Source organism: Romboutsia weinsteinii, from assembly GCF_002250835.2.
Classification (GTDB): domain Bacteria; phylum Bacillota; class Clostridia; order Peptostreptococcales; family Peptostreptococcaceae; genus Romboutsia_A; species Romboutsia_A weinsteinii.
In genome coordinates, this window is the sequence record NZ_NOJY02000011.1 from 21,179 (window position 1) to 43,136 (window position 21,958).

General features: G+C 29.8%; 24 protein-coding genes. 2 read left to right on the plus strand and 22 right to left on the minus strand.

The window, feature by feature from the left end; all coding sequences use genetic code 11:
• Positions 1 to 21: 21 nt before the first annotated feature.
• The 11 genes from CHL78_RS08090 to lacG all read right to left on the minus strand — a co-directional run bounded on the left by CHL78_RS08090 (position 22) and on the right by lacG (position 8,744).
• Positions 22 to 684: a response regulator transcription factor gene (locus CHL78_RS08090; RefSeq protein WP_094367548.1), complete on the minus strand. Its 663-nt coding sequence runs from the start codon at positions 682 to 684 to the stop codon at positions 22 to 24.
• 197 nt (positions 685 to 881) lie between these two features.
• Entirely contained in the window at positions 882 to 1,391 is a 510-nt protein-coding gene (locus CHL78_RS08095) for a hypothetical protein (RefSeq protein ID WP_094367547.1), read from the minus strand.
• A gap of 139 nt (positions 1,392 to 1,530) precedes the next feature.
• On the minus strand, positions 1,531 to 1,794 hold the full coding sequence (locus CHL78_RS08100) for a response regulator transcription factor (protein WP_330408599.1): 264 nt from the start codon (positions 1,792 to 1,794) through the stop codon (positions 1,531 to 1,533).
• A gap of 342 nt (positions 1,795 to 2,136) precedes the next feature.
• Positions 2,137 to 2,679: a hypothetical protein gene (locus CHL78_RS08105; protein ID WP_094367545.1), complete on the minus strand. Its 543-nt coding sequence runs from the start codon at positions 2,677 to 2,679 to the stop codon at positions 2,137 to 2,139.
• Position 2,680: 1 nt separating this feature from the next.
• Entirely contained in the window at positions 2,681 to 2,896 is a 216-nt protein-coding gene (locus CHL78_RS21580; RefSeq protein ID WP_094367581.1) for an ATP-binding protein, read from the minus strand.
• Between the two features lie 77 nt (positions 2,897 to 2,973).
• Positions 2,974 to 3,162 (minus strand): hypothetical protein, encoded by a 189-nt coding sequence (locus CHL78_RS08115; protein ID WP_116041371.1) that lies wholly within the window; start codon positions 3,160 to 3,162, stop codon positions 2,974 to 2,976.
• Complete coding sequence (locus CHL78_RS20710) at positions 3,134 to 3,271, minus strand: hypothetical protein (RefSeq protein WP_158540660.1); 138 nt, start codon at positions 3,269 to 3,271, stop codon at positions 3,134 to 3,136. The genes CHL78_RS08115 and CHL78_RS20710 overlap by 29 nt, the downstream gene beginning before the upstream one ends.
• Positions 3,272 to 3,382: 111 nt before the next feature.
• Positions 3,383 to 5,236, minus strand: coding sequence for a beta-galactosidase (locus CHL78_RS08125; protein WP_094367544.1), 1,854 nt, complete (start codon positions 5,234 to 5,236; stop codon positions 3,383 to 3,385).
• Positions 5,237 to 5,263: 27 nt separating this feature from the next.
• The gene (locus tag CHL78_RS08130; RefSeq protein ID WP_094367543.1) at positions 5,264 to 6,961 is read right to left on the minus strand and encodes a lactose-specific PTS transporter subunit EIIC; all 1,698 of its coding nucleotides are present in this window, start codon (positions 6,959 to 6,961) and stop codon (positions 5,264 to 5,266) included.
• A 27-nt stretch (positions 6,962 to 6,988) separates the two neighbouring features.
• Complete coding sequence (locus tag CHL78_RS08135; protein WP_094367542.1) at positions 6,989 to 7,303, minus strand: PTS lactose/cellobiose transporter subunit IIA; 315 nt, start codon at positions 7,301 to 7,303, stop codon at positions 6,989 to 6,991.
• A gap of 37 nt (positions 7,304 to 7,340) precedes the next feature.
• Entirely contained in the window at positions 7,341 to 8,744 is a 1,404-nt protein-coding gene (lacG, locus tag CHL78_RS08140) for a 6-phospho-beta-galactosidase (RefSeq protein ID WP_094367541.1), read from the minus strand.
• A gap of 333 nt (positions 8,745 to 9,077) precedes the next feature.
• Here lacG and CHL78_RS08145 point away from each other — a divergent pair, with 333 nt between their 5' ends.
• Entirely contained in the window at positions 9,078 to 9,845 is a 768-nt protein-coding gene (locus CHL78_RS08145) for a DeoR/GlpR family DNA-binding transcription regulator (RefSeq protein WP_094367540.1), read from the plus strand.
• 27 nt (positions 9,846 to 9,872) lie between these two features.
• Positions 9,873 to 10,568: an HAD family hydrolase gene (locus tag CHL78_RS08150; RefSeq protein ID WP_094367539.1), complete on the plus strand. Its 696-nt coding sequence runs from the start codon at positions 9,873 to 9,875 to the stop codon at positions 10,566 to 10,568.
• 169 nt (positions 10,569 to 10,737) lie between these two features.
• On the opposite strand, the gene CHL78_RS08155 is transcribed toward CHL78_RS08150, so the two are convergent.
• The 11 genes from CHL78_RS08155 to CHL78_RS08205 all read right to left on the minus strand — a co-directional run bounded on the left by CHL78_RS08155 (position 10,738) and on the right by CHL78_RS08205 (position 21,761).
• Positions 10,738 to 11,751 (minus strand): ABC transporter permease, encoded by a 1,014-nt coding sequence (locus CHL78_RS08155; RefSeq protein ID WP_094367538.1) that lies wholly within the window; start codon positions 11,749 to 11,751, stop codon positions 10,738 to 10,740.
• The gene (locus tag CHL78_RS08160; RefSeq protein WP_094367537.1) at positions 11,751 to 12,497 is read right to left on the minus strand and encodes an ABC transporter permease; all 747 of its coding nucleotides are present in this window, start codon (positions 12,495 to 12,497) and stop codon (positions 11,751 to 11,753) included. Before CHL78_RS08160 ends, CHL78_RS08155 begins: the two co-directional genes overlap by 1 nt.
• Before the next feature lie 11 nt (positions 12,498 to 12,508).
• Positions 12,509 to 13,255, minus strand: a complete 747-nt coding sequence (locus tag CHL78_RS08165; RefSeq protein ID WP_094367536.1) for an ABC transporter ATP-binding protein — start codon at positions 13,253 to 13,255, stop codon at positions 12,509 to 12,511.
• Between the two features lie 85 nt (positions 13,256 to 13,340).
• The gene (locus tag CHL78_RS08170; RefSeq protein WP_094367535.1) at positions 13,341 to 14,057 is read right to left on the minus strand and encodes a PadR family transcriptional regulator; all 717 of its coding nucleotides are present in this window, start codon (positions 14,055 to 14,057) and stop codon (positions 13,341 to 13,343) included.
• 165 nt (positions 14,058 to 14,222) lie between these two features.
• Positions 14,223 to 15,449, minus strand: a complete 1,227-nt coding sequence (locus CHL78_RS21420) for an N-acetyltransferase (protein ID WP_094367534.1) — start codon at positions 15,447 to 15,449, stop codon at positions 14,223 to 14,225.
• A 147-nt stretch (positions 15,450 to 15,596) separates the two neighbouring features.
• Positions 15,597 to 15,866, minus strand: coding sequence for a CD3324 family protein (locus CHL78_RS08180; protein WP_094367533.1), 270 nt, complete (start codon positions 15,864 to 15,866; stop codon positions 15,597 to 15,599).
• 217 nt (positions 15,867 to 16,083) lie between these two features.
• On the minus strand, positions 16,084 to 16,938 hold the full coding sequence (locus tag CHL78_RS08185) for a phosphatase PAP2 family protein (RefSeq protein WP_094367532.1): 855 nt from the start codon (positions 16,936 to 16,938) through the stop codon (positions 16,084 to 16,086).
• 11 nt (positions 16,939 to 16,949) lie between these two features.
• Entirely contained in the window at positions 16,950 to 18,056 is a 1,107-nt protein-coding gene (locus CHL78_RS08190; protein ID WP_094367531.1) for an alpha/beta hydrolase, read from the minus strand.
• A 173-nt stretch (positions 18,057 to 18,229) separates the two neighbouring features.
• Entirely contained in the window at positions 18,230 to 19,312 is a 1,083-nt protein-coding gene (locus CHL78_RS08195; RefSeq protein WP_094367530.1) for an alpha/beta hydrolase, read from the minus strand.
• A gap of 64 nt (positions 19,313 to 19,376) precedes the next feature.
• On the minus strand, positions 19,377 to 20,024 hold the full coding sequence (gene pgmB, locus CHL78_RS08200; RefSeq protein ID WP_094367529.1) for a beta-phosphoglucomutase: 648 nt from the start codon (positions 20,022 to 20,024) through the stop codon (positions 19,377 to 19,379).
• A gap of 21 nt (positions 20,025 to 20,045) precedes the next feature.
• Positions 20,046 to 21,761, minus strand: coding sequence for a glycoside hydrolase family 3 protein (locus tag CHL78_RS08205; protein ID WP_094367528.1), 1,716 nt, complete (start codon positions 21,759 to 21,761; stop codon positions 20,046 to 20,048).
• Positions 21,762 to 21,958: the final 197 nt, after the last annotated feature.

Sequence of the window (21,958 nt, forward strand, 5' to 3'; positions counted from 1 at the left end):
TCTAAAGAAATTCTAAAATAATTACTTTAATTTATACCCCATGCCCCAAACTGTTTCTATTAGTTCACAATCAATCTTCTTTCTTATATTACTTATATGAGTATTTATTGTATCGTTATCATATGTATACGAATCTCTCCAAACTGTTTCGTAAATATTTTTTTTGGAAAACACCTTATTAGGATACTTTAAAAATAAATATAAAATCTCAAATTCCTTAGATGTTAGTTTGATAATATTATTCTCAAAGAAAACTTCCTTTAGGTCATAGTTTAGTGTTATATTCTTGTATTTATAAAGTACTTGTTGACTTGTTAGTCTTGTATATCTCTTTAGATTCATCTCAATTCTTGCTAAAAGTTCAGACAAATCAAATGGTTTAACTACATAGTCATCCACTCCTATTTTAAATAAATCAACTTTAAACTGTACATTTTCTTTTGCAGATACAACTATTATAGGAATATCAGAAAACTCTCTGACTTCTCTTAAGACCTCATCACCACTCTTATATGGCAACATAATATCTAGGATAATTAAATCAGGTTTCTTTTCTATTACTTGTTTAACACCTGTTACTCCATCTTTAGCTATATAAGCTTCATATCCACTTTTTCTAAGATAATCTGCAATCATATTAGATATTTCATTATCGTCCTCTATAATTAATATTTGATTCTTCATACTTACTCTCCTATACAACATAAGTCTTATTCATAACTTTATTAACATTATCATTTTCATATAATACAAGGCTATTATAGCATATTTAATGTATTATTTTGTAAATGTATATATTATTAAATCTAGTATAAATATCATAATATTTTGCTCAAAAAAAGATACTGACTATATAGCCAATATCTTTTATTAGGTTTAATCTAAAATGCACATTCTATAAAATTAATATTTCTATATTCTACAGCCATTGGTACAAATCTAATTCTACCAGCTTCGCAAGCTATTCTAAATCCTTGAATACTTCTACGATCAGCTCTATCTACTACCATGAAGAAATTAGAAGGGTTAAAGCCTCTTCTCATTTCTATCCTAACTATTGCCATCCTTCTACAGTTATTTATAGTAAACTGCCCTCCACCAGGTGATATGAAAGGTGTCGGAGCTTGCCCACCACCAGGTGACATAGAAGGAGTAGGAATTTGCATAGCTCCAGGAAACATAAAAGGAGCAGGATCGTTATCTGCTTCTAAATAGCTATCCTCATAATTCTCGTAATCTTCAAAAGGCATAGAAGGCGCAAATAAGTTAGCAACTTCCACGTATTCATTTGTAACATCTGCATCAGGATATGCATCTTGTAACTCTCTAAGATATACAGCCATAAACTTGCAATAATTGTCCCAATATTCTTGCCAATAATTTCTTTCCATTGATGATTCCCCTTTTTATGATATAAATATTGTTCTATATATCATATGTAAATGTTAGGAGAAGGTTCTTACTTTATGTGAAGTAGTTTTCTTAGCTCTACTTTTTATATCTACTTGTGACCCTTTGCATTTAATAATATTACTGGGATATCTTTAGTTTTTTAATATATTTACATATGTCATATCCATTTTCATCAGACAAATTTATATCAAGTATTGCTAAATCATAGTCATTATTATTCATCTCATCTTTAGCATCTTCTACAGTAAGTACATGCTTAACAGCATATCCTTCTTCTACCAAAGAAAACTCTGTAGCCATTGCTAATACTTCATCATCTTCAACTAACAGTATTTTTTCATCTGCATCTCCTTTTTTGTATTTAATAAAAGGGAGTGCTATAAAATGATTAAATCATTAGTAGAGCATCTCCCTATCGTTACAATATCAAATATTATTTTATACCTTCTATATATGTTTTTAAATTTTCTAATGATGACATATAACTTAAAACTCCACTTGATTTCAAATAAATTAATACTGCTATCAACAAAATTATTATTAATAGATACAAACTTTTTTTACCTTTTTTTATTTTTAAAAAACCATATTGAATATTTCATCAATATGGTTTTTGTGGTTTTTAATGTTGAAGACGATTCCTAAGAATCATCCATACCATTAAATATTTATATTAAATTCTTTTCCAATTGAGTTATTTAAATCTAGTAATACTTTGTATAATTAACAGCTTAAATATCTAAATTCTACACTAGTTATAGCTACCGGACCCTCAAAGTCATTAGTAGCTGGAATACGAGCAATGCTCAATAATGCAAAATCTTCTTGTCTGATAATATCTTCTAATCTAAACTCTAAAACATAATGATTATATTGCTGATTACCTGGTGAGTTTTGAACTGGAATATTGGTTCTATTAACAGTATTTAAATCAGCTATATCTATTACCCCATTAGCTCTAGTAAATAATGATGAAAATCTAATTGAGAATCTATTTCCTATTGGTGTACTTGAATTATCGCTTATTAAATGAACAAATACTCTAGCATTTCTGCATCCTTTTTCAGCATCTTTTGGAACACTAAAAGTCAATGTATACTCATCTGTATCACCTTGAGGCATAAGCCATCCTAATATAAAAATCCCAGAACCTCCAAGTTGTTCAGTGTCAGATCCAGTGGTATTAGCATCATTCATGTTTCCAGCATTAAATATTAATGATTTAAATTTTGGTTCTTCATGATGACAATTGCAATCACATGACATATTAAGACACCTCCTTCCATAATATAATATATTCCGCATTTCTAATTACGTTACAGATTTTATCTAACTCATCCTTACTTAAAGTAACTCCAAAGTTTTCTATAGAGAATACATACTCATTTTTATATTCTACTAATTCTATTGATACATTTACCTGTCCACCATTTGGAGTGTATTTGATAGCATTAGTTAATAAATTAGTGACTACTTGATTTATTCTTTTTTATCTCCAATTACTATAACTTCATCAAAATCATCATAGTTTATCTCTATACATTTCTCTTTTATCATAGATCAAAGCTTATCTGTTTCTTTTAAAAATATACTTCCTAAATCAAATATTTCTTTCTTTAGTTGAAATGTTGGTGACTCAAGTTTTGATATCTCAAGCATTTCTTTTACAAGGTCATTCGTCTTATTAGTTTCCTCTAAAATATCCTCATACATATCAACGTCATACATTCCATTCCTTATCCATGCCATTAACTCTATCCATATTAACTATAAAATTTTCAGTACCAGCTATCATCGCAATGATAATAACAGGTATACAAACCGTTATAGATGGTTTTTCATGCTGTCCACACCACAAAAAAGAGCCAAGTAAAATTTTACTTAGCTCTTCCTCTTCTATTATCTTTTATAGCCTATCAATTAGAATATCCTGATTTACTTTATCTAGTAGTTGATTCCAGAATATCCTCTATAAATTCTTTTCAGCAGTAATATATACAACATCTAAACCAGTTGTATCAACTGTAAATTCAGCTTCCCCGTTTGCATTTTCAACATTAATATTCTTAACATCAACAGTACCGTCTGTCTTACCTAATGTTACTTTATAATTACCTGACTCTTTGGCAGAAAGTGTTACAGTCACTGTTCTCTTTGCGCTTCCCGCTGAGCCATTTCCGCTATTTGAGTTTCCAGGAAAATGAAGTACTCCAAGAGCATTCTTATCTTGTCCTTCAAGTACATCTAATTTAGGATTTCCTTGACTCTCCTGTCCATTACTTATTTCTTTAATTTCCATAAAAATATTTTTTGTCATATCCGCTGTTACAGGTAATCCTGAATGGATAAGCTCTTCGTTATCTTCAAGTACTTGAAGCATTGTTTTAACAGTTTCAAGTACTGGTTTTGGAGAACTTGTTCCATTATTTTCGAAGTCATTATATAATTCTCCATAACAATATATGCCTATTCCTTGACCACCTCTAGCTATTGTCTGAGCAGTAATCTGTTTTGCAACACTTCCATCATTCATAGTTCCACTTATTTCTGTTGGGAACAATATAGGAAGTCCTGTTGCGTAAGTATCCTTTATATTTCCCTTTTTATAAGTATTGTAGACAGTATCAAGATTTTCATATAATCTATGAGCTTCGCCATAGAACATACTTCCAATCATATCTACACTCTTATAAAGATCTAGAGTCATTCCATCAGGAGCATACTGACCATCTGTAACTCCCCATTTTTCTGTATTTCCAGATTGAGTATTTGTAGTAGTTGGTTTATAAGGATCTCCTTTGTGAAGAGCATTACTGAAACATTTCCATAAATTATTAATTGTTTCTGCACGGAACTTATTATCATCTTTACCTGCATTTTGGGGATCAGACTTATACATTTCTTTCAATTCTTTATAATACGGATTTTTGTCATTTCCATTATCAACATAGTAATTAAATCCTTCTTCATTTCCAATCTGATATCCTATAATATTAGGTGAATTCACAAAGTTTTTACCAAGTGCTTCTAATGCATTTGTAACTCCTTCAAACACTTCAGGATGCCAATATTCCAAGAAATTTTCAATTCCAGCACTAGCATTATTATGCTTATCTCTATGGGCTCTAATATCTGCTGATGATGTAAGACTATTTCCCCACTGCATAGTAAGTGCATACTCTTTACCATCTATAGTCTTACTATCAAATTTGTATCCCCAGAAATCATCCATTTCTCTTGGAATATTATCTGTCTGACTATGGAAGAAAATTATCAATTCTGTTTTTAATCCATTTGCAGCTGCAAGATCTGTTACATGATTTAAAAAAGTAAAATCATATTGTCCTTGTACAGGCTCCCAATCTCTCCAATATGTCATTAGCTGAACCGTGTTAAAACCAATATCTTTCATATCTGAAAAATATGAATTCCACTCTTCATCAGTGATATCTTTGAAGTTATCTCCTACATCATTTGAATTTGAATTTTCCTTACCGTTATCATCTACACGAGTGTCCCACCATCCTGTTTCTATAGCTAGTGGATAATATGGTTCACCATTAACATAATAGCCTACCTTCCCATTTTCCAACTTTACCATAGCAACTGGGAGATTTTTCGCTTTACCTTCAGGTACTATCTTAACATCATGCTTTGTAAGATTTTCATCGAATATTGTGTCATAAACCTTCTGTAATCCGTTCTTGTCAACATACTTGTCTAGCTTATCATATGGCAGCTCTGCAGCATCTACTTTATAAGGTTGTACCATAAGTACTGTAATACATACAAGCATCAGAAAAGATATTATTTTTCTTCCCATATACAATTCCTCTCCCCTTCATTTTTACTATCCTATTTGACTTATTACAAAATCCACGGCCTTTTTGGGAGCTCTTGTTAAATTGATATACTCTGCTCCTTTTGTAGCTACTAATTTAATTCCTAGACGATCAGTATCTTGCTTTATATCATCATAGTAAGAACCAACTTGTGGTGCTAGAATTATCATATCAAAATCTTTCATAATTTCATAATGTGACCCATACGCTCCTGCCGCTGAAGATATAGGTACATCACACTCTTTTGCACCTTCTTCTAAAGCATTTGCTAACATAGCACTAGTTCCTGCTCCTGCGCATAAAACTAATACATTCATACTTTTAGCTACTCTATCCACTAAATCTGAAGCAACTTCTATTTCGCCATCACTAGTGCTTAAAGCAACTTTAGGTTCTGTTAAGGTCTCTTTAGCTTCTTCTTTACTCTCTTCATTTGCTTTTTCTAATTCTACTTCTAATAAACGTGAATCGTAAGCTTTACAAAATGGTAAGTATATTATAAAATCTACAACAATTAAAACTGCTATTAATGCAAATGCCCATAAACTAAATCCTGTACCTAATATTAATCCTAATGGAGCTGGTGTTGCCCATGGTAATACATACATAAAACTATTCATTCCAATTACATCTACAAAGAATTTAAATATACAAACATTTACCATTGGTGTTAATAAAAATGGTACAAAGAAATATGGGTTTAGTATAATTGGAGCTGCGAAAAGTAAAGGTTCATTTACTGCAAAGCATACAGGTACTACTGATGCTTTACCTACTGCTTTTAACTGTTTAGACCTTGCACATAATAAGAATATAAAAGGTACAATTAAAGTAGCTCCTGTTCCTCCCATTGTTCCTACAAAGTTACCTAATCCAACTGTTAAAACATTTGATGCATGTTGTCCTGCATTGAATAATTCTAAATTAGTTGCAACATTTGCATATATAATAGCAGCTATTGCAGGCTCTACTATCGATGGACCGTGAACTCCTACAAACCAGAAAAATGCCATAGCTCCCCATATTATTGAAATTCCTAAATATCCATCTGCTGCTGTAAATAATGGTTGTAACATATTTATAATAGCTTCCGCAAAAGAAGTTCCTGTAATACTTCTAACAGCTAAATCAATACAAACCATTGCTAATACAGAAAATCCAAAAGGAAAAACATCCTTAAATGTTTGAGAAATTGTTCCTGGAACTTCTTTTGGCATTTTTATAGTTATGTCTTTTTTCACGCAAAACTTATAAATATTAACCGTAACAAACGCTGATACAAACGCAGCCATAAGCCCCTTTGTACCCATATAATCAGTAGAAAAACCACCTTCAATTTGATTAACACTTAAAAGTAAAAATCCTACTATCGCCGCTAACATAGTTGATACAGAGTTTATAACCTTATTCTTTGGCATAGTTCTATTCATTGACTCAGTCAAACATCTTGCTGTAGTACCAGCAACTAATAGTCCAACTACCCCCATTGAGTATCCATAAACCTTCCACAGCCAGTTAGAAATATTATCCGGCCAATAAAATCCAAATGAATTTGGAACTGCTGCAATTAATATAAATATACTTGAAAATAAAATAACCGGCATTGCTGTCAAAAATCCATCTCTAATAGCTGATAAATAAATATTTCTAGAAATCTTTTCGAAAAATGGTTTACCCTTTTCAATTTGCTTTATTATAAAATCCATTGAAACATCCCCCTATTAGATTCTTTTTTACTTTGTTTTTTTATAAAGTTCAATAAAATCTTGAACAAGTTCTCTTAATAAAAGAGTTGTCATTAAATGATCTTGACCATGAACAAATATTACACTCAAATCCATGCTTTTTCCTGAAGCTTCTTCTGCTAACATTTTAGTTTGTGCATTATGAGCTAGTGAAAGGTTTTCATCTGCATCTTTTAACTGCGCTTCAACATTATCAAAGTTACCGCTTCTAACTTCTTTTAATAATTTCATTAATGAGCTTCTTGCATCCCCTGCATAAGCAACTATCTCAAATCCAAGCATTTGTAATTCTTCTTTATTCATATCAATTTCCCCCTAATAAGTATTAAATGTAATATTTCTATATTATTGTTTTAGTTTCGCTAACACGCTTATACCAATATGCAGATTCTTTTGGATATCGTATTTGAGTTTCAAAATCTACATAGAATAAACCATAACGTTTGTTGTATCCATTTGTCCATGAGAATAAATCCATTAAAGACCAAAGGAAATATCCCTTTACTTCTACTCCATCAGCTATTGCATCACTGATTGCTTCTAAGTAAACTTTTATATAGTCTATACGCTGTTTATCCATTATTACTCCATTATCAAATTCATCCTTATATCCCATTCCATTTTCTGTTATATAAATTTTATTGTAATTAGGATAGTCACTTTTAATTCTCATAAGAATATCATACATACCTTCAGGATAAATTAGCCAATCCCAATCAGTTCTAGGTAAACCTTCTTTATATACACGTTCTCCTATACCTTTAACTCTATATACTGAACTTCCTTTGTCACCTGTCCCATTATGATGGATCATGCTTTCACCATCATATGCTTTAACAAAATGACATTGATAGTGGTTTATTCCTAGATAATCATTTCTATTAGATGCTTTTTTCATAACCTCAAAATCTTCATCTCTAAATTCATAAGTTGCATTATTATTTTTGCAAATATAATCAATCGCTTCCATAGTTTCCTCTGAATAATATCCAAGGTATGTAGCATCTAACAAGAATCTTATTGATAAAGCATCCTCTAGAAAACAAGCTCTTTTATCTTCTTTCGAATCACTATTTGGGTATTTAGTTTCTAAAGAATGGACAACTCCAATCTCTCCAGGATATTCATTATCCTTAAATAAATTAACTGTCATAGCATGAGCTAACATCATATTATGTAAGCATTGAATAATTTTAGTAAAATCAAATTTTATAGATGGAGGAAACACTCCTAGTAAGTATTGATTTGTAGCTACTGGATAAATTTCATTAAATGTAGCCCAGTATCTTACTTCACTAAACTCTTTAAAACAAAATTCTGCGTAATCTACAAAAGCACTTACAGTATCTCTATTAAGAAAATCCCCATTGTCAAATAGTGTTTTAGGAGTATCAAAGTGATGTAGAGTTACGAATGGAGTTACGTTTCTCTTTTTACACTCTTCAAATATTCTATGATAGTAGTCTACGCCCTCTGTATTTACTTCCCCAGTTCCAGTTGGAAAAATCCTAGTCCAAGCTATAGATATCCTTATACCATTTACACCAAACTTTTCGCATAATTCTATGTCATCTGCAAATTTATTATAAAAGTCACTTGCAGGATCTGGGCTAAATCTTCCTTGCTTTTCTAAGAATTCATCCCACGCAACAGCTCCTTTACCGCCTTCTTTTGTAGCCCCTTCAGCTTGATAAGCTGCTGTAGCACCACCAAATATAAAATCATTAGGTAATTTTTTGAACATAAATCTATCCCCCTATTTTTTAATTAACAACTTAAGAATTTTTCAGCACTGTTCTTTTTTGTTTGTTATGTTTCGTTTTTGTTATCTTTTGTTTTAATTCTAACTCTATATTTTTATTTAGTCAAGCGTTTTCTTGCATTTTATATTTTTATAATATAAGCCATTTTTCAGCTATATAGCTACATTCCTAAGTATTTAAAGTAAATTTAAGTTGTTTGTTTATTTTTTATTCTATTAGTTGTTTTTTGTTTGTTTTTATTGACTTAGTTTTGTTTGTATGATAAATTATGCTTAAAAGGAATGATAAATTATGTTTAAAGTGAGTGATAAATTATGCTAAAAAGAGAGCGATTAGTTAAAATATTAAACAAGATAAATAATCAAGGTATAGTGACAGTTAACGAAATAATAAATGATATAAATGTTTCTGATATGACTGTAAGAAGATATTTAGATGAATTAGATAAAGCAGGTAAAATAATTAGAATACATGGAGGAGCACAAAGCATTTCTTATGCTATAGACCAAGAACTCTCACACTCTGAAAAACTAAAGCTTCAGATGAATGAGAAAGAAGAAATTGCAAAAATTGCAGCTTCCAATATACACGATGGAGATACAGTATTTCTTGGACCTGGAACTACTATTGAATTATTAGCTCGTCATCTGATAAATAAACGTATTCGAATAATTACTAATAACTATCCTGTTTTCGATATATTGAAGCAATCTAATTCAGCTAATATAATACTAACAGGTGGTGACTTTAGAAAAAATACAGGTGCACTTGTAGGTCCTATTGCAAATTCTACATTAAAAAACCTAAACTTCACAAAAGCCTTTATAAGTTCAAATGGCATTCATAACGAAGATATTTCTACTTCTAATGTGGAAGAAGGAGAGGCTCAAAGAATAGCACTTAACAACTCAAGGACAAAATACTTAATTGCAGATAACAAAAAATTAAATAAAGATGATTTTTATGTTTTTTACAATCTACATGATATAGATTATCTAATAACAGATTATACAATCAATAAAGAAGTAAAACAGCACTATGAACAATATGTAGACATAATAGTAGCAGGTGAGCATAATTAAAATTTTAAAATACAAAGGGGAATAGTTATGAAGGGAATAATTTTTGATTTTAATGGTACAATGTTTCAGGATTCACATTTACATGAAGAGGCCTGGATTTACATGGTAAACAAATATGCTAGTGGCTCTATGACAGATGAAGATATTTTAATTAATTTACACGGTAGAACTAACAAAGAAATATTAAGTCACTTTATATCAAGTTCACTAACACCTGATGAAATAAAAAAACTATCTTTTGAGAAGGAAAGCTATTATCGTGAACTTTGCCTAAAACATCCAAAAGACCTTAAACTAACAAATGGTTTAATTAATGTTTTAAATGAACTAAAACATCGAGAAATGCTTATGACTATTGCCACTGCAACAGTTAAAGAAAATGTAGATTTTTACTTTGATGTATTTAATCTAGGAAATTGGTTTGATTTAGAAAAAGTTGTTTTTGACAATGGAAGCTTTCCAGGTAAACCAGAACCAGATATATTCTTAATAGCTTCAGAGAAGCTTAAATTAAAAGCTAAGGATTGTTTAGTTATTGAAGATGCATATTCAGGGCTTTTAGCTGCAAAAAAAGCTGGAATAGGAAAAGTAATAGCAATAGATCCATTTAATAAAAATGCTGGTTTATTCATTGAGAACCAAATGTGTAGAAATGGTATAATCAATGATTTTACAACATTCTTTAAAGTGCTTAATGAATCAAATGTAGATATATCTTGTTAGTAAACAAAGTACTTAACATATTGATAATTTTGATAATATTTTTCATTCTAAAAAGTAGTTTTTATAGTCTGAAATTTTAATTTAACCCCTTAGATTAGTAAATGGATAAATTCCATGTGGTACTAACCTAAGGGGTTATTCCATTGTCCTTTTAAAAAACTTTTTCAACTTATCTAAATTTCTTTTCTCCTACTTTTACAGATACAAATACTGTAATACTTGAAATAAACATTATAAATATAATTATACTTAAATTATTTCCATAACTAATACCATTTTTTATAGAAGAAGTAAGCTCTATAATCCATTTTGTAATTGAAATATTGCTTATAAATTTCAACATATCTGGCATTTTTTCTATTGGTAAAAAAGCTCCTCCAAAAAGTGCCATTACAAGAGCTATTGAAGATGCTAATAAACCTGATTGCAATTCACTATTTGATATTACTGTAACTAATATTGATATACTAGAAGCCACAATAGATATTACAATTCCTATAGTAACAAATTGACTTATGGATATTCCCATATCTATCTTTAGTAAATATATAAATACTGATGATACTAAAATTTGCATGATAGTATTTATAAGATTATAAATGTAAATTCCTAATATATACCCAGATAGCTTATTAGGTGTTGTTAAGTATCTACATAATATTTTCTCATCCTTATCTTTTAACATAACTGAAGCTGACATAGTGCAAGTTATAATCAAAGTAATAAATATAAATCCATTACCTCTTTGGGCCGCACTCAAACTTCCATCATCTAAAATATTTAATAAATCTTTCGTTTTATCAATATTACCATTATTAATAGCATCAGATACAGCTTTTTCAATATTTATTTTCATATTTTTATCTAAGCAATATACTTCAAAGTCATTATTCTTTTTAAATTCAACTACTCCTAGATACTTAGCTAAAATCATATCTGTATTAATAGTGTTTTCATTTGCCTTACTCAAATTCACCCTGTCTACACTATTCATTTTTTCTTCAACTTGTTTATTAGTATATTGATTGTCTATTACTCCTATATTAATAGATGGCTTCATCATATTATTAATTACTATAGCCACAGTTATAGATAGTAATGGTAATAAAAAACTTAGAACTAATTTCTTTTTACTTTTTAAACTTCTTGTGAATTCATTTTTTGCTACTATTAATGATACCATTATATAAATGCCTCCTTCTTAAAGCATTTTACTGCTGCTACTGTAAATATCATACCTAAGCCAAGTATTATAAATAAAGAAATCATATATATATTCATTGTGTTATCATTTAGCATCATAAATATACCCTTGTTTACCCATGTAAGTGGTGATATATAACTTATTATCTCAAATACATTTCCTAAGGACCCTATAGGAAAAAAGCTTCCTCCAAGCATAGCCATTATTAAGATCGGTGTACTTACAATATTTTTTATAGCCATAAAATCTTTGCTACATAATCCAATCAAAGTTCCAAATGCTGATGCCATAAATCCTAAACTTATTAGAAGTATATATACCTCTAATAATCTGCCTCTATAATCTACTTTAAATATTAAACTACATATCAAAAGTAAAATTAAATTATATACAGACATAGCTATTGCTGCTGGAAGGATTTTTGATAAAACTATAGATACCTTGCTAATAGGAGCTATAATAAATCTTTCTCCACACTTGTTTAAACTTTCTTCCCTTGCAACATATATAAGTGTTATTGATGATAAAAAAGTACAAAAAGGAATAGTTACCATTGAGTAATAGTAATATGATGTTATTCCTCCTTCTTTAGAATAATAGTTAGTCGCCATATACCCTAATATAGAAATTAGCATCAATGGAAAAGTAACTCCATAGCCTATTAAAAAGGAGTCCTTTATTCTTTTTTTCATACTAAGCTTAAATAATACTTTAAATTCATTCATTATATCTCCTCCTAATCTCTTAATTCTTTTCCTGTAATGTATAAAAATATTTCTTCTAAATTGTTTAAACCTTTATGCTTATACTTTGTCTTGATTTCTTCTTTATCTCCCGATTCTACTATCTTCCCACTATCTAAAATAATAAGTCTAGTGCATATAGCTTCTACCTCTTCCATATAGTGAGATGTATATATTACCGTAGTTCCTTCATCTCTTAAGCTCTTTGTTACCTCTAAAATATTATTTCTTGATTGAGGGTCTATACCTACTGTTGGTTCATCCATTATCAAAATTTTAGGCTTATGAACTATTGAGCATGCTATGTTAAGCCTTCTTTTCATGCCTCCTGAAAATGAATCTGGGTAATCACTTTTTCTATCATATAATCCTACCAATTCTAAAGTTTCTTTAACTCTATTATTTAAACAGCTTCCTTTTAACCCATAAAGAGCTCCAAAAAACTTAACATTGTCATAAGCAGTTAAATCATTAAATAAAGCTATATCTTGAGGAACATACCCCAATGCTTTTTTAAAATTATTATCATTTGTATCTACTTCTCTACCTTCAAATAGCACCTTGCCTCCATCGGCGTCTAATATAGTTGTAATCATACTTATAGTTGTACTTTTACCTGCTCCATTAGGACCTAAAAATCCTAGTATCTCACCTTTATTCACTTTGAAACTCAATTCATTTACTACTGTTTTTTCTTCAAATACTTTTCTTAGTGATTGTATTTCTAAAATTGTACTCATTGTATAACCTCCATTTTATATAAAATATTTTATATACAACATTGTATATAATCTTTAAATAAAAATGTAGTATATCACTACATTCTTATTTTCCTTGACTCATTAAATTCATTAGCTCTTCAAGAGCTTCTTTTGACTTTTCTGGATTGTTTAAAATTATTTCTCTAAGATCTTCAATTCTCTTTTTATCAGTTTGAACATCACTATTTTTAGGCTCTTGTACTTCTCCAAAGTCAATATTTTTAATCATTACTTCTTGATTTTGACTATATTTTACATATTCATCATATTCATCTATTATAGCTTTGTGCCATCTTATAGAGTCCTTAATTCCATTTACAGTCATTTCAAAAGATATTCTTTCAACTTGTAAAGTTGATTCGTTTATTTTTATATCGTTCCAGTATTCCCAATAATCTAGCGTTTCTTCAAGACTTTTTATATGCTTATTTATTATATCTATAGCTTCACTTTTATCTAATCGATTAAAAGTTATTGGTATTATAAACTTATCTGTACCTATTGGCATAAGTGGCTTGTCTAGTTCTTGCTCTATAGCATGTTTAAGTTCCAGTTTACCTTTTTCAGTTATTTGATATATTTTTCTTACTTTCGATCCAATGGTTTCTTCTTTGTATAGCTCTACTTCTCCATTCTTTTCCATCTTGCTTAGTGCGTAGTATATTGAACCAGATTTAACTTTAGCCCAAACATCAAGTCCTGTAGCTTGAATGAATTTTTGTATTTCATATCCATGCGTTGATTTTATATTTAGGTAATATAAAATAATCAATTTTACCATAGGCCTCTCCTTAGTTTTTTATTAAATATCTCTTATTAATTTCATTATATACACAACGTTGTATATAGTCAACACTTGTTATACAACATTGTATATAATTAAAACCACCTTGAATGGTGGCTTATCTACATAGCATCAGTATTTTTATTTTATTGTATAAGCAAATTATTTTTCTAAGATAATTGCCATAGTCAGACTATCTTCTGTATAATCGTCTCCTGCTATATTTCCAAAAAACTCTACTGATTTAAATCCAATATTCTTTAATTCACTTAATAAGCTATCTTTTGTAAAACAATGGTTCCAAATATAATATATCTTAGTATCATCTTTCGTTATTACTGCAACTTGTTCTAAAATTGTCTTATCTTCATATTTATAGTTACCATTTAAACATAAGTACTCTTCATTGCTCCAAAATCCACCGTCTTTAACAACTTCTCTTGTTTTACATTCTTCAAATATATTGAATTTTTCTGAGGCAAAAACATCTAATATAAACTTGCCTCCAGGCTTTAAGCTATCATAGACTTTCTTAGCTAAGGACATTCTATTCTCACTTGATAGCACTCCATAGTCGCAATATATTAATGTAACTAAATCAAACTCATTTTTGTAATCTAAATCTAAATAATTTTTATATAAAAAATCAATATTTAAATTTTTCTCTTTTGCTACGCTTTGTGCATACTCAATTGAACGCTTAGAGTAATCTATTCCCTTAACTATATAGCCTTTTTCAAAAAATCTTTTTGCATATATACCAGGACCGCATCCTAAATCTAATAATTTCGTATGCTTATTAGGAGGAGCTACCTTGCTTATCCAATCAACTGATTTTTCTATAAATTCTAATTTTCTAGTTGCTCCATCAAAGTCAGGATCCAAATGTGCCTTAAGCATTTGTTTTGATATGTATTCATCATCCCAAAACTTCACTTCTGTCTGCTTATAAACTTGTGGTTTATTTGAATATTTCATAGTATATTCAACATATTTACTATCTTCATTAATTCCTTCACTTATAATTTCAAAGTTCATTTTCTTATAAAACTCTACAGATTTTGTATTATCTTTATACACAGCCAGAGTTAAATTATTATATAAATCACATACATATTGTATTAACTTACTACCTATACCACCGCCTTGATAGTCATTTCCAACAAATAATGCTCCTATAAATTCATTATTTATGATTGAAATAAATCCTTTTATACCTTCTTCATCCTCATAAATAAATGTATCTGACATAGGAATATAAGTGTCTTTTACTAAGTCAAAGTTAGCTTCCCAGTATTCTTTTGGTATAAAATCATGAGCTTTTATAGTACTTTTTAACCATATCTCCATTATTTTATTTGTATCTTTATTTTCTATAGTTCTTATCATTTTACTTATTTCCCCTTATTGTATTATAAATTTAATATTATCACTTATCATTAAACAATAATAAGTACATATATAATTCTGAGTTATTCTTGTACTAAAAAAAGTGCCTTAGGGTAATTTATTAACATTTCTAAGGCACTTAATCTATTATTTATTATGATTTCTGATAATCCTTCTAATACTGTGTTCTGTTAGATAATAATTTTCAGATATTTCTTTTACGGTTTTTCCATTGTTATATTCATTAATTATTTCTATATTTCTATTATTCAACTCTTTTTTAAATCCGCTTTCTTCTCCCCAAGATTTTTTGTTATTATCTTTTTTGGGTATATATAAATATTTACCTTCAATGTATTCTTGTAGTATCTCTACAATATGTGATGGTAAAATATTATTTGCGTTTTCGTACTTCATAACTTTTGCTCCTATCTACTTTTATTGGTACATAGTCGAGCAAAATCTACCATGGCTATATCAGCCGTATTTATGTTAAATACGGCTCCAAACAAGTTTTTATTATAGACTTTGCCCGGAGCCTTATACAATTTCTGAGTGTCTAATTTTTCTCATTATCTTTTCACCTCCATGTATTTATTTTCTACTAATTTTTTATCTATATAAATATATATTATCATACTAATGTTGTAAGCATATGTTTTTGTTCATCTTTATCCCCCACTTTATTTATATATTTGTTTTTTAATAAAGTAAATATTACTAATGTTATAGTTACTCCCATGGTAACGTCTGATGCAAAATGTGCTCCTACAACAATCCTACTAATCGGAACTAATATTGTCCATAGTCCTGCAAATCCTATAAACAAATTCTTCTTATCCTTTAAACTAGTAACAAATGTTGGTATTAAAGTAATCCAAACCATAATTGCAGAATTTGCACTATGACCTGATGGGAATGACATAAATTCATTTCCTGATGCAAAACCTTGTGGTATAAACCACATTGAATATCCAGCAAAAGATCCAACCTCTATCATATGTCTATAGCGTTCTCTCCCCCATAGGAATTTGATTGAATTAAATGCAATTATTACAAATACAAATGTTAATACGCCTACAATCGCCGCTCTTCGTAACTCTTCTTTGTGTGTAGATGCATATTTCTTAGCTATCATATATGATGCTAAAATATAGATAACCATAAGTACAGGTATTAGAGCCTTAGATCCATGCAAATATTTCACTGGTAGCATAGCAGCCATAAATGAGAAGAAAATTAGCAAAACAATATATCCAACTGTACCTAAGTTATATTTTATTGACTTATCTTTGTCTCTAGTCAACATTAAGCTAACTGTACAAAATGTTGCAATAATTGCAGCAGGAAACTCACCAATTGCTTCAAATATTAATCCAAATTTACTTTCAGGATTATAAATAGCATTAGATATATTCATATCTGTAAATGCAAATACTAATAATATTATTCCAACAATAGATAAACAAAATTTATACCCCTTTTTCATATTATCTCCCCTTAGCTACTGTATTTTAATATGAAATTACCCATTTCAATTGCACAATCTTCACTTTGTGGATAAACACCTATATTGTCTCCATATGCATGACCAAAACCTTTATATAATACAGTTGTTGTATCAACTCCCGCTTTAGTTAACTTTGAAGCATAAGCTAAACATTCTACCTTTAAGAAGTCGTGTTCTCCTACTGTAATAAACGTAGGTGGTAGACCTTTCCCATCTCCAATATATGGAGTTAAATATACGTTTTTAACATCAGCAGTTCCTAAGATACTTTCTAGTTCCCCTGACATTCCACTAAACATATCTAACATCATTTCTAGTCCTTTTCTATGTTTAGGATGCATTTCATATTCATCTTTGCTCCATCTAAATAATTCATCTTCTACGTTTGCCATATTTACAGTAGGATAAAGTAACAATTGTCCTTTAACCATTCCTAAATTTTCTTCCATATCTCTTGTTGTACAGTATTGTGTTAAGTTTCCTCCAGCACTATCCCCTGCTACAAATAAATTTTTCTTATTTGCACCTAGTCTCTCTACATTAGCGTATACCCATTTTAATACAGAATAACAATCCTCATGTCCAGTTGGATATGGATTTTCTGGTGCTAAACGGTAATCAACAGAGAAAGCAAGTATATCTGTTTTTTCAACAATCAATTTTATTAATTCCTCAACTACATCAGGAGAGCCTCCAAAGAATCCTCCACCATGTATAAAGTAAAGAATAGGTGCATTTTCTTTCATAGTTTCAGACTTATAAATACGTACTGGTATTTTATATCCATCCTTTGCTTTTACATGTTCAGTTACAATATCGATCTTCTTTTCTACTATAGGTACACTCTTAACTTCACCAAACATATTTCTTAGCTTTTCAACAGATTTTGGAGAAGCATCCATCTTCATCATGCTCTTAGGCATAAGTTTCATTATTGTTAATTGCTTTTTCATATCATTATAAAGACGAGGATCCATTGCTCCTATTTCGTCACTATCAGGTAACTTTTTAACCAAAACATTCGTTCCCTTTATGTTGACCATTTCTTGTCTTTGAACTATCTTATCTAGTAATTCTTGTGAATATTTTCTACTCAATTTTACTTCCCCCTTTGATTTCTTTATTTGCTCAAACTTAAAATAATTTACTAAAGCTATAAACAATTTGCTAATTTTATGAACAATTCCAATCCCGAAAACATTTTCCCGCAGTGTGAAAATAAACGCATACTTATTTAATTTTAAATATGCGTTTATTTTTTAGCTTATTATTAAAGAGATTTTAAATCATTAGCGATTTCATTCATACAATCTTCTGCTTGTGGATATAATCCTAGCTTATCTATAAATGCATGGTCCATCCCTCTATATCTTATAGTTCTACAATCAATATTTGATTCTTTTAGTCTTTTTGAATATGCCTCCCCTTGAGTTCTTATAAAGTCATATTCTCCAACTACCATTAAAGTTTTTGGAAGATTGCTTAAGTCTTCAACTAAAAGAGGTGATACATATCTATCTTCTGCTAGTGAGCTATCTGTCATATATAAACTTAGCATTCCTGTTGAATCCTTAAGTCCGCAAACAGCCTTTTTAATAAGTTCTTCATTAGAATTCATTTCATAATCATCTAGACTCCAATTGTAGTATGGAGTTTCTTTCTCTGATATTATTGTTGCAGGATATATTAATGCTTGGTATTTTATCATATTAGTTCCTAAGTCTCTGTCTTTTAAAGTACAAACTGCAGATAAATTCCCTCCAGCACTATCTCCTGATACCCCTATTTTGTTTGAATCTACGTTTATTTCTTCTCCATTATTGTATACCCATTTGATAACATCAAAGCAATCGTCAAATCCTTTTGGGAATTGATGCTCTGGTGCTAATCTATAATCAACAGATATAACTACTGCATTAGCTTTTTTAGCTATAAATTTGCAAGGATTTTCAACTACATCTACACTACCAGCTATAAATCCTCCGCCATGTATAAATACTAATGCTGGCATTTTTTCATCTGATTTTGGTGAGTATATCCTAACAGGTATATCTCCATTTATTCCTTTTATTATTTTATGAGTTGTTTCAATTTCTCCATTAGTTAAATCCTCATTATCCCATCCAAAGATACTACGAAACATACCTACTGGAAAATTGTTATATGTGTAAGTTTTATCTGCTTTTTTATTTTCATATGGATACTTCTCTGGATTTAACATTACATCCATTACTCTAGGGTCTAGAGTTCCTTGTTCTTTAACCTCTGGAATGTCTTTTATTATTATTTCTTGACCATTTATTATTTCTACCTTGCTATTTTCCCCTAAACGTTTTACTAGCTCTTTATACATACTCCACCTCTTAGTTTTTTTTATGTTAGTTATTTTTGTTAGGTATTTCAGTCTATTGTATAGTTTAATTATTTTTCTTAACTATATCAGTTAATTTTATTAGTTTATCTAAGTTGAAAGTTGCTTTATTACACTTTATAGCATCTCCTACTGCTGCTACTTTCATATTTCCATTAAGTGCAGCTTCTACTCCAGCTTCTGCATCTTCAACTACTAAGCAATCTTTTTCAGATACGCCTAGTTTATTTGCTGCTAATATGAAAACTTGTGGGTCTGGCTTAGATTTTGTTATCATTGTTCCATCTGCTATTTCATCAAAAGTATTTGATAATCCTATCTTTTCAAGTATTAATGAAGTATTTTTACTTGAAGAACCTATCGCAACTTTTATGTTATTAGATTTTAAATAATCTATAACCTCATTAACTCCTTCTAGTATTTCTGAAGATGAAAGATTTGTTAAAAGTTTCTTATATACATTATTTTTCTCTTCTAATAAAACTTCTTTTTCCTCTTGAGTGTATTCTTTATTAGCTTTTTCTAATATTATCTCTAAGCTTTCTGCTCTACTTACGCCTCTTAATCTATTATTTATAGTCCTATCAAAATTTATATTCTCTTTATCTGATATACTTTTCCATGCCTTATAATGGTATTCGTCAGTAGAAACTATAACTCCATCTAAGTCAAAAATTACTGCTTTTATTCCCATGCTATTCTCCTTAAATTAAGTTTATAATCTTGTGTCCCACATACCACAGAATGGATCTACTGGGTTTTGACCTTTAAATTCACTTCTTCCCATTAACTTTTCAAATAATTCATCTAATACTATATCTGAACTATGGTAAGTGTTTATGAATGTTTTTACACGAGGTACATCTATTAAGTGGTATGGATTTTCTACTGATATAAATATTGTAGGTACTTTTTCCATATATATTGGTACGTTAGCTCCCATAGGCTCATCCCACTCTATTCTTACTATAGTTTGGTTACTCTTAGTCGCTAAGTTTGATACATATATTATTAAGTCATATTTTCCAACTACTGATGAAAACGGAGCAACCATTCCTTCAAACCCTTCACCAGGGTTAAATATATCTACTTCAAATCCTTCTTTTTCTAACTTATCTTTTGCTATTTCACATACACCCTGTCTTGCTCCATAGAATTCACTTGCTCCAGCTCCTATATAATATAAAAGAACCTTCTTGTATTTTTCAGGAGATATAGGTAATACATCTATTTCTTCTTTTACTAAAGTTATAGACTTATCTGCACATTCTTTTGACCACTCTAAGTGTTTTTCTTTTCCTACTACTATTTTTGCATTTTCAATAGTTGGTAAAATAGTATTTTCTTCTTTTTTAGTGTGAAGTTTTAATGATGCCTTAAGTCCAAGAACTTTTGTTACAGCGTCATCTAAACGCTCAGCTGTTATTATTCCATTTTCAACACCTTTTTTCATAAACTCATAATCCTCTTCTAAGTTACGAGTAAATAAGAACATATCGCATCCTGCTGCTATTGCCTTAGGCACAGCTTCTTCTCTTGGCATTGGGATTATCATACCAGCCATAGTAGATGCATCTATAACTACTAAACCGTTGAAGTTTAATTGTTCTTTTAATAATCCTGTAACTAATTCTGGTGCTAAAGATGCTGGTAATATATCTCTATCTTCTAATTCTGGATTTAACTTTTTAGAATATGAAGGTTGCATTATATGACCTACCATTACAGTCTTAGCTCCTGCTTCTATTGATGCTTTATAAGCTTCTCCGTAAGTATTATCCCAGTCATCACAGCTCATGCTGTTTATTGAAGTTACTAAATGTTGATCTCTTTCATCCATTCCATCTCCTGGGAAGTGCTTTATAGATGCTGCCATATCATATTTTTGAACCGCTTTAACATATTCAGCACCCATATTTTTTACTATTTCAGGATTTGAACCAAATGTTCTAGTATTTGTTATTGGATTTCTAAAGTTATAATCTATATCTATTATTGGTGCAAATGCCCAGTTAATCCCCGCTGATGAACCTTCTGCCCCACAAATGTCTCCTAGTCTATACCCTTGAGTGTAGTCATTAGTAGCACCAACTTCCATCGGAGAACCAAAGCTTGTTCCTTCTAACACTGCTCCATTTCCACCTTTTTCTAAGTTTGCAGCTATTAGCATTGGATTTTTAGAATTTTCTTGTAAAAATCTATTAGCTTCTACAACTTGCTCTAGAGGCATAGGTCTACACATTATTCCACCAGGTTTAACTGTATCTAATAAACCTTTAAGATATTCTTTATCATCTGAGTAAGCTATTAAGCAAAATATTTGCCCTATCTTTTCTTCTAAAGTCATATTGTTTAATGTGCTCTCTACCCAAGCAACATCCTTATCATTTAAGAAAAACGGTTTCTTTCTTAATCTACTTAATCTATTCATCAAAACTCCTCCTAGTTATTATCTATTTCTTAATTTAATTTTAAGTGTTTTAGAAATTAATTACCTTCAACTTTTTTATCTAAATACTGTAAATTTTTGTCCTGTTACCTTTTTTATTAATAGTAAAAAAACTATCTCCGAATATAATTTGCTAATAATCTCTTTGATTTTATTAGTAAATTTATTTATTCTGAGAT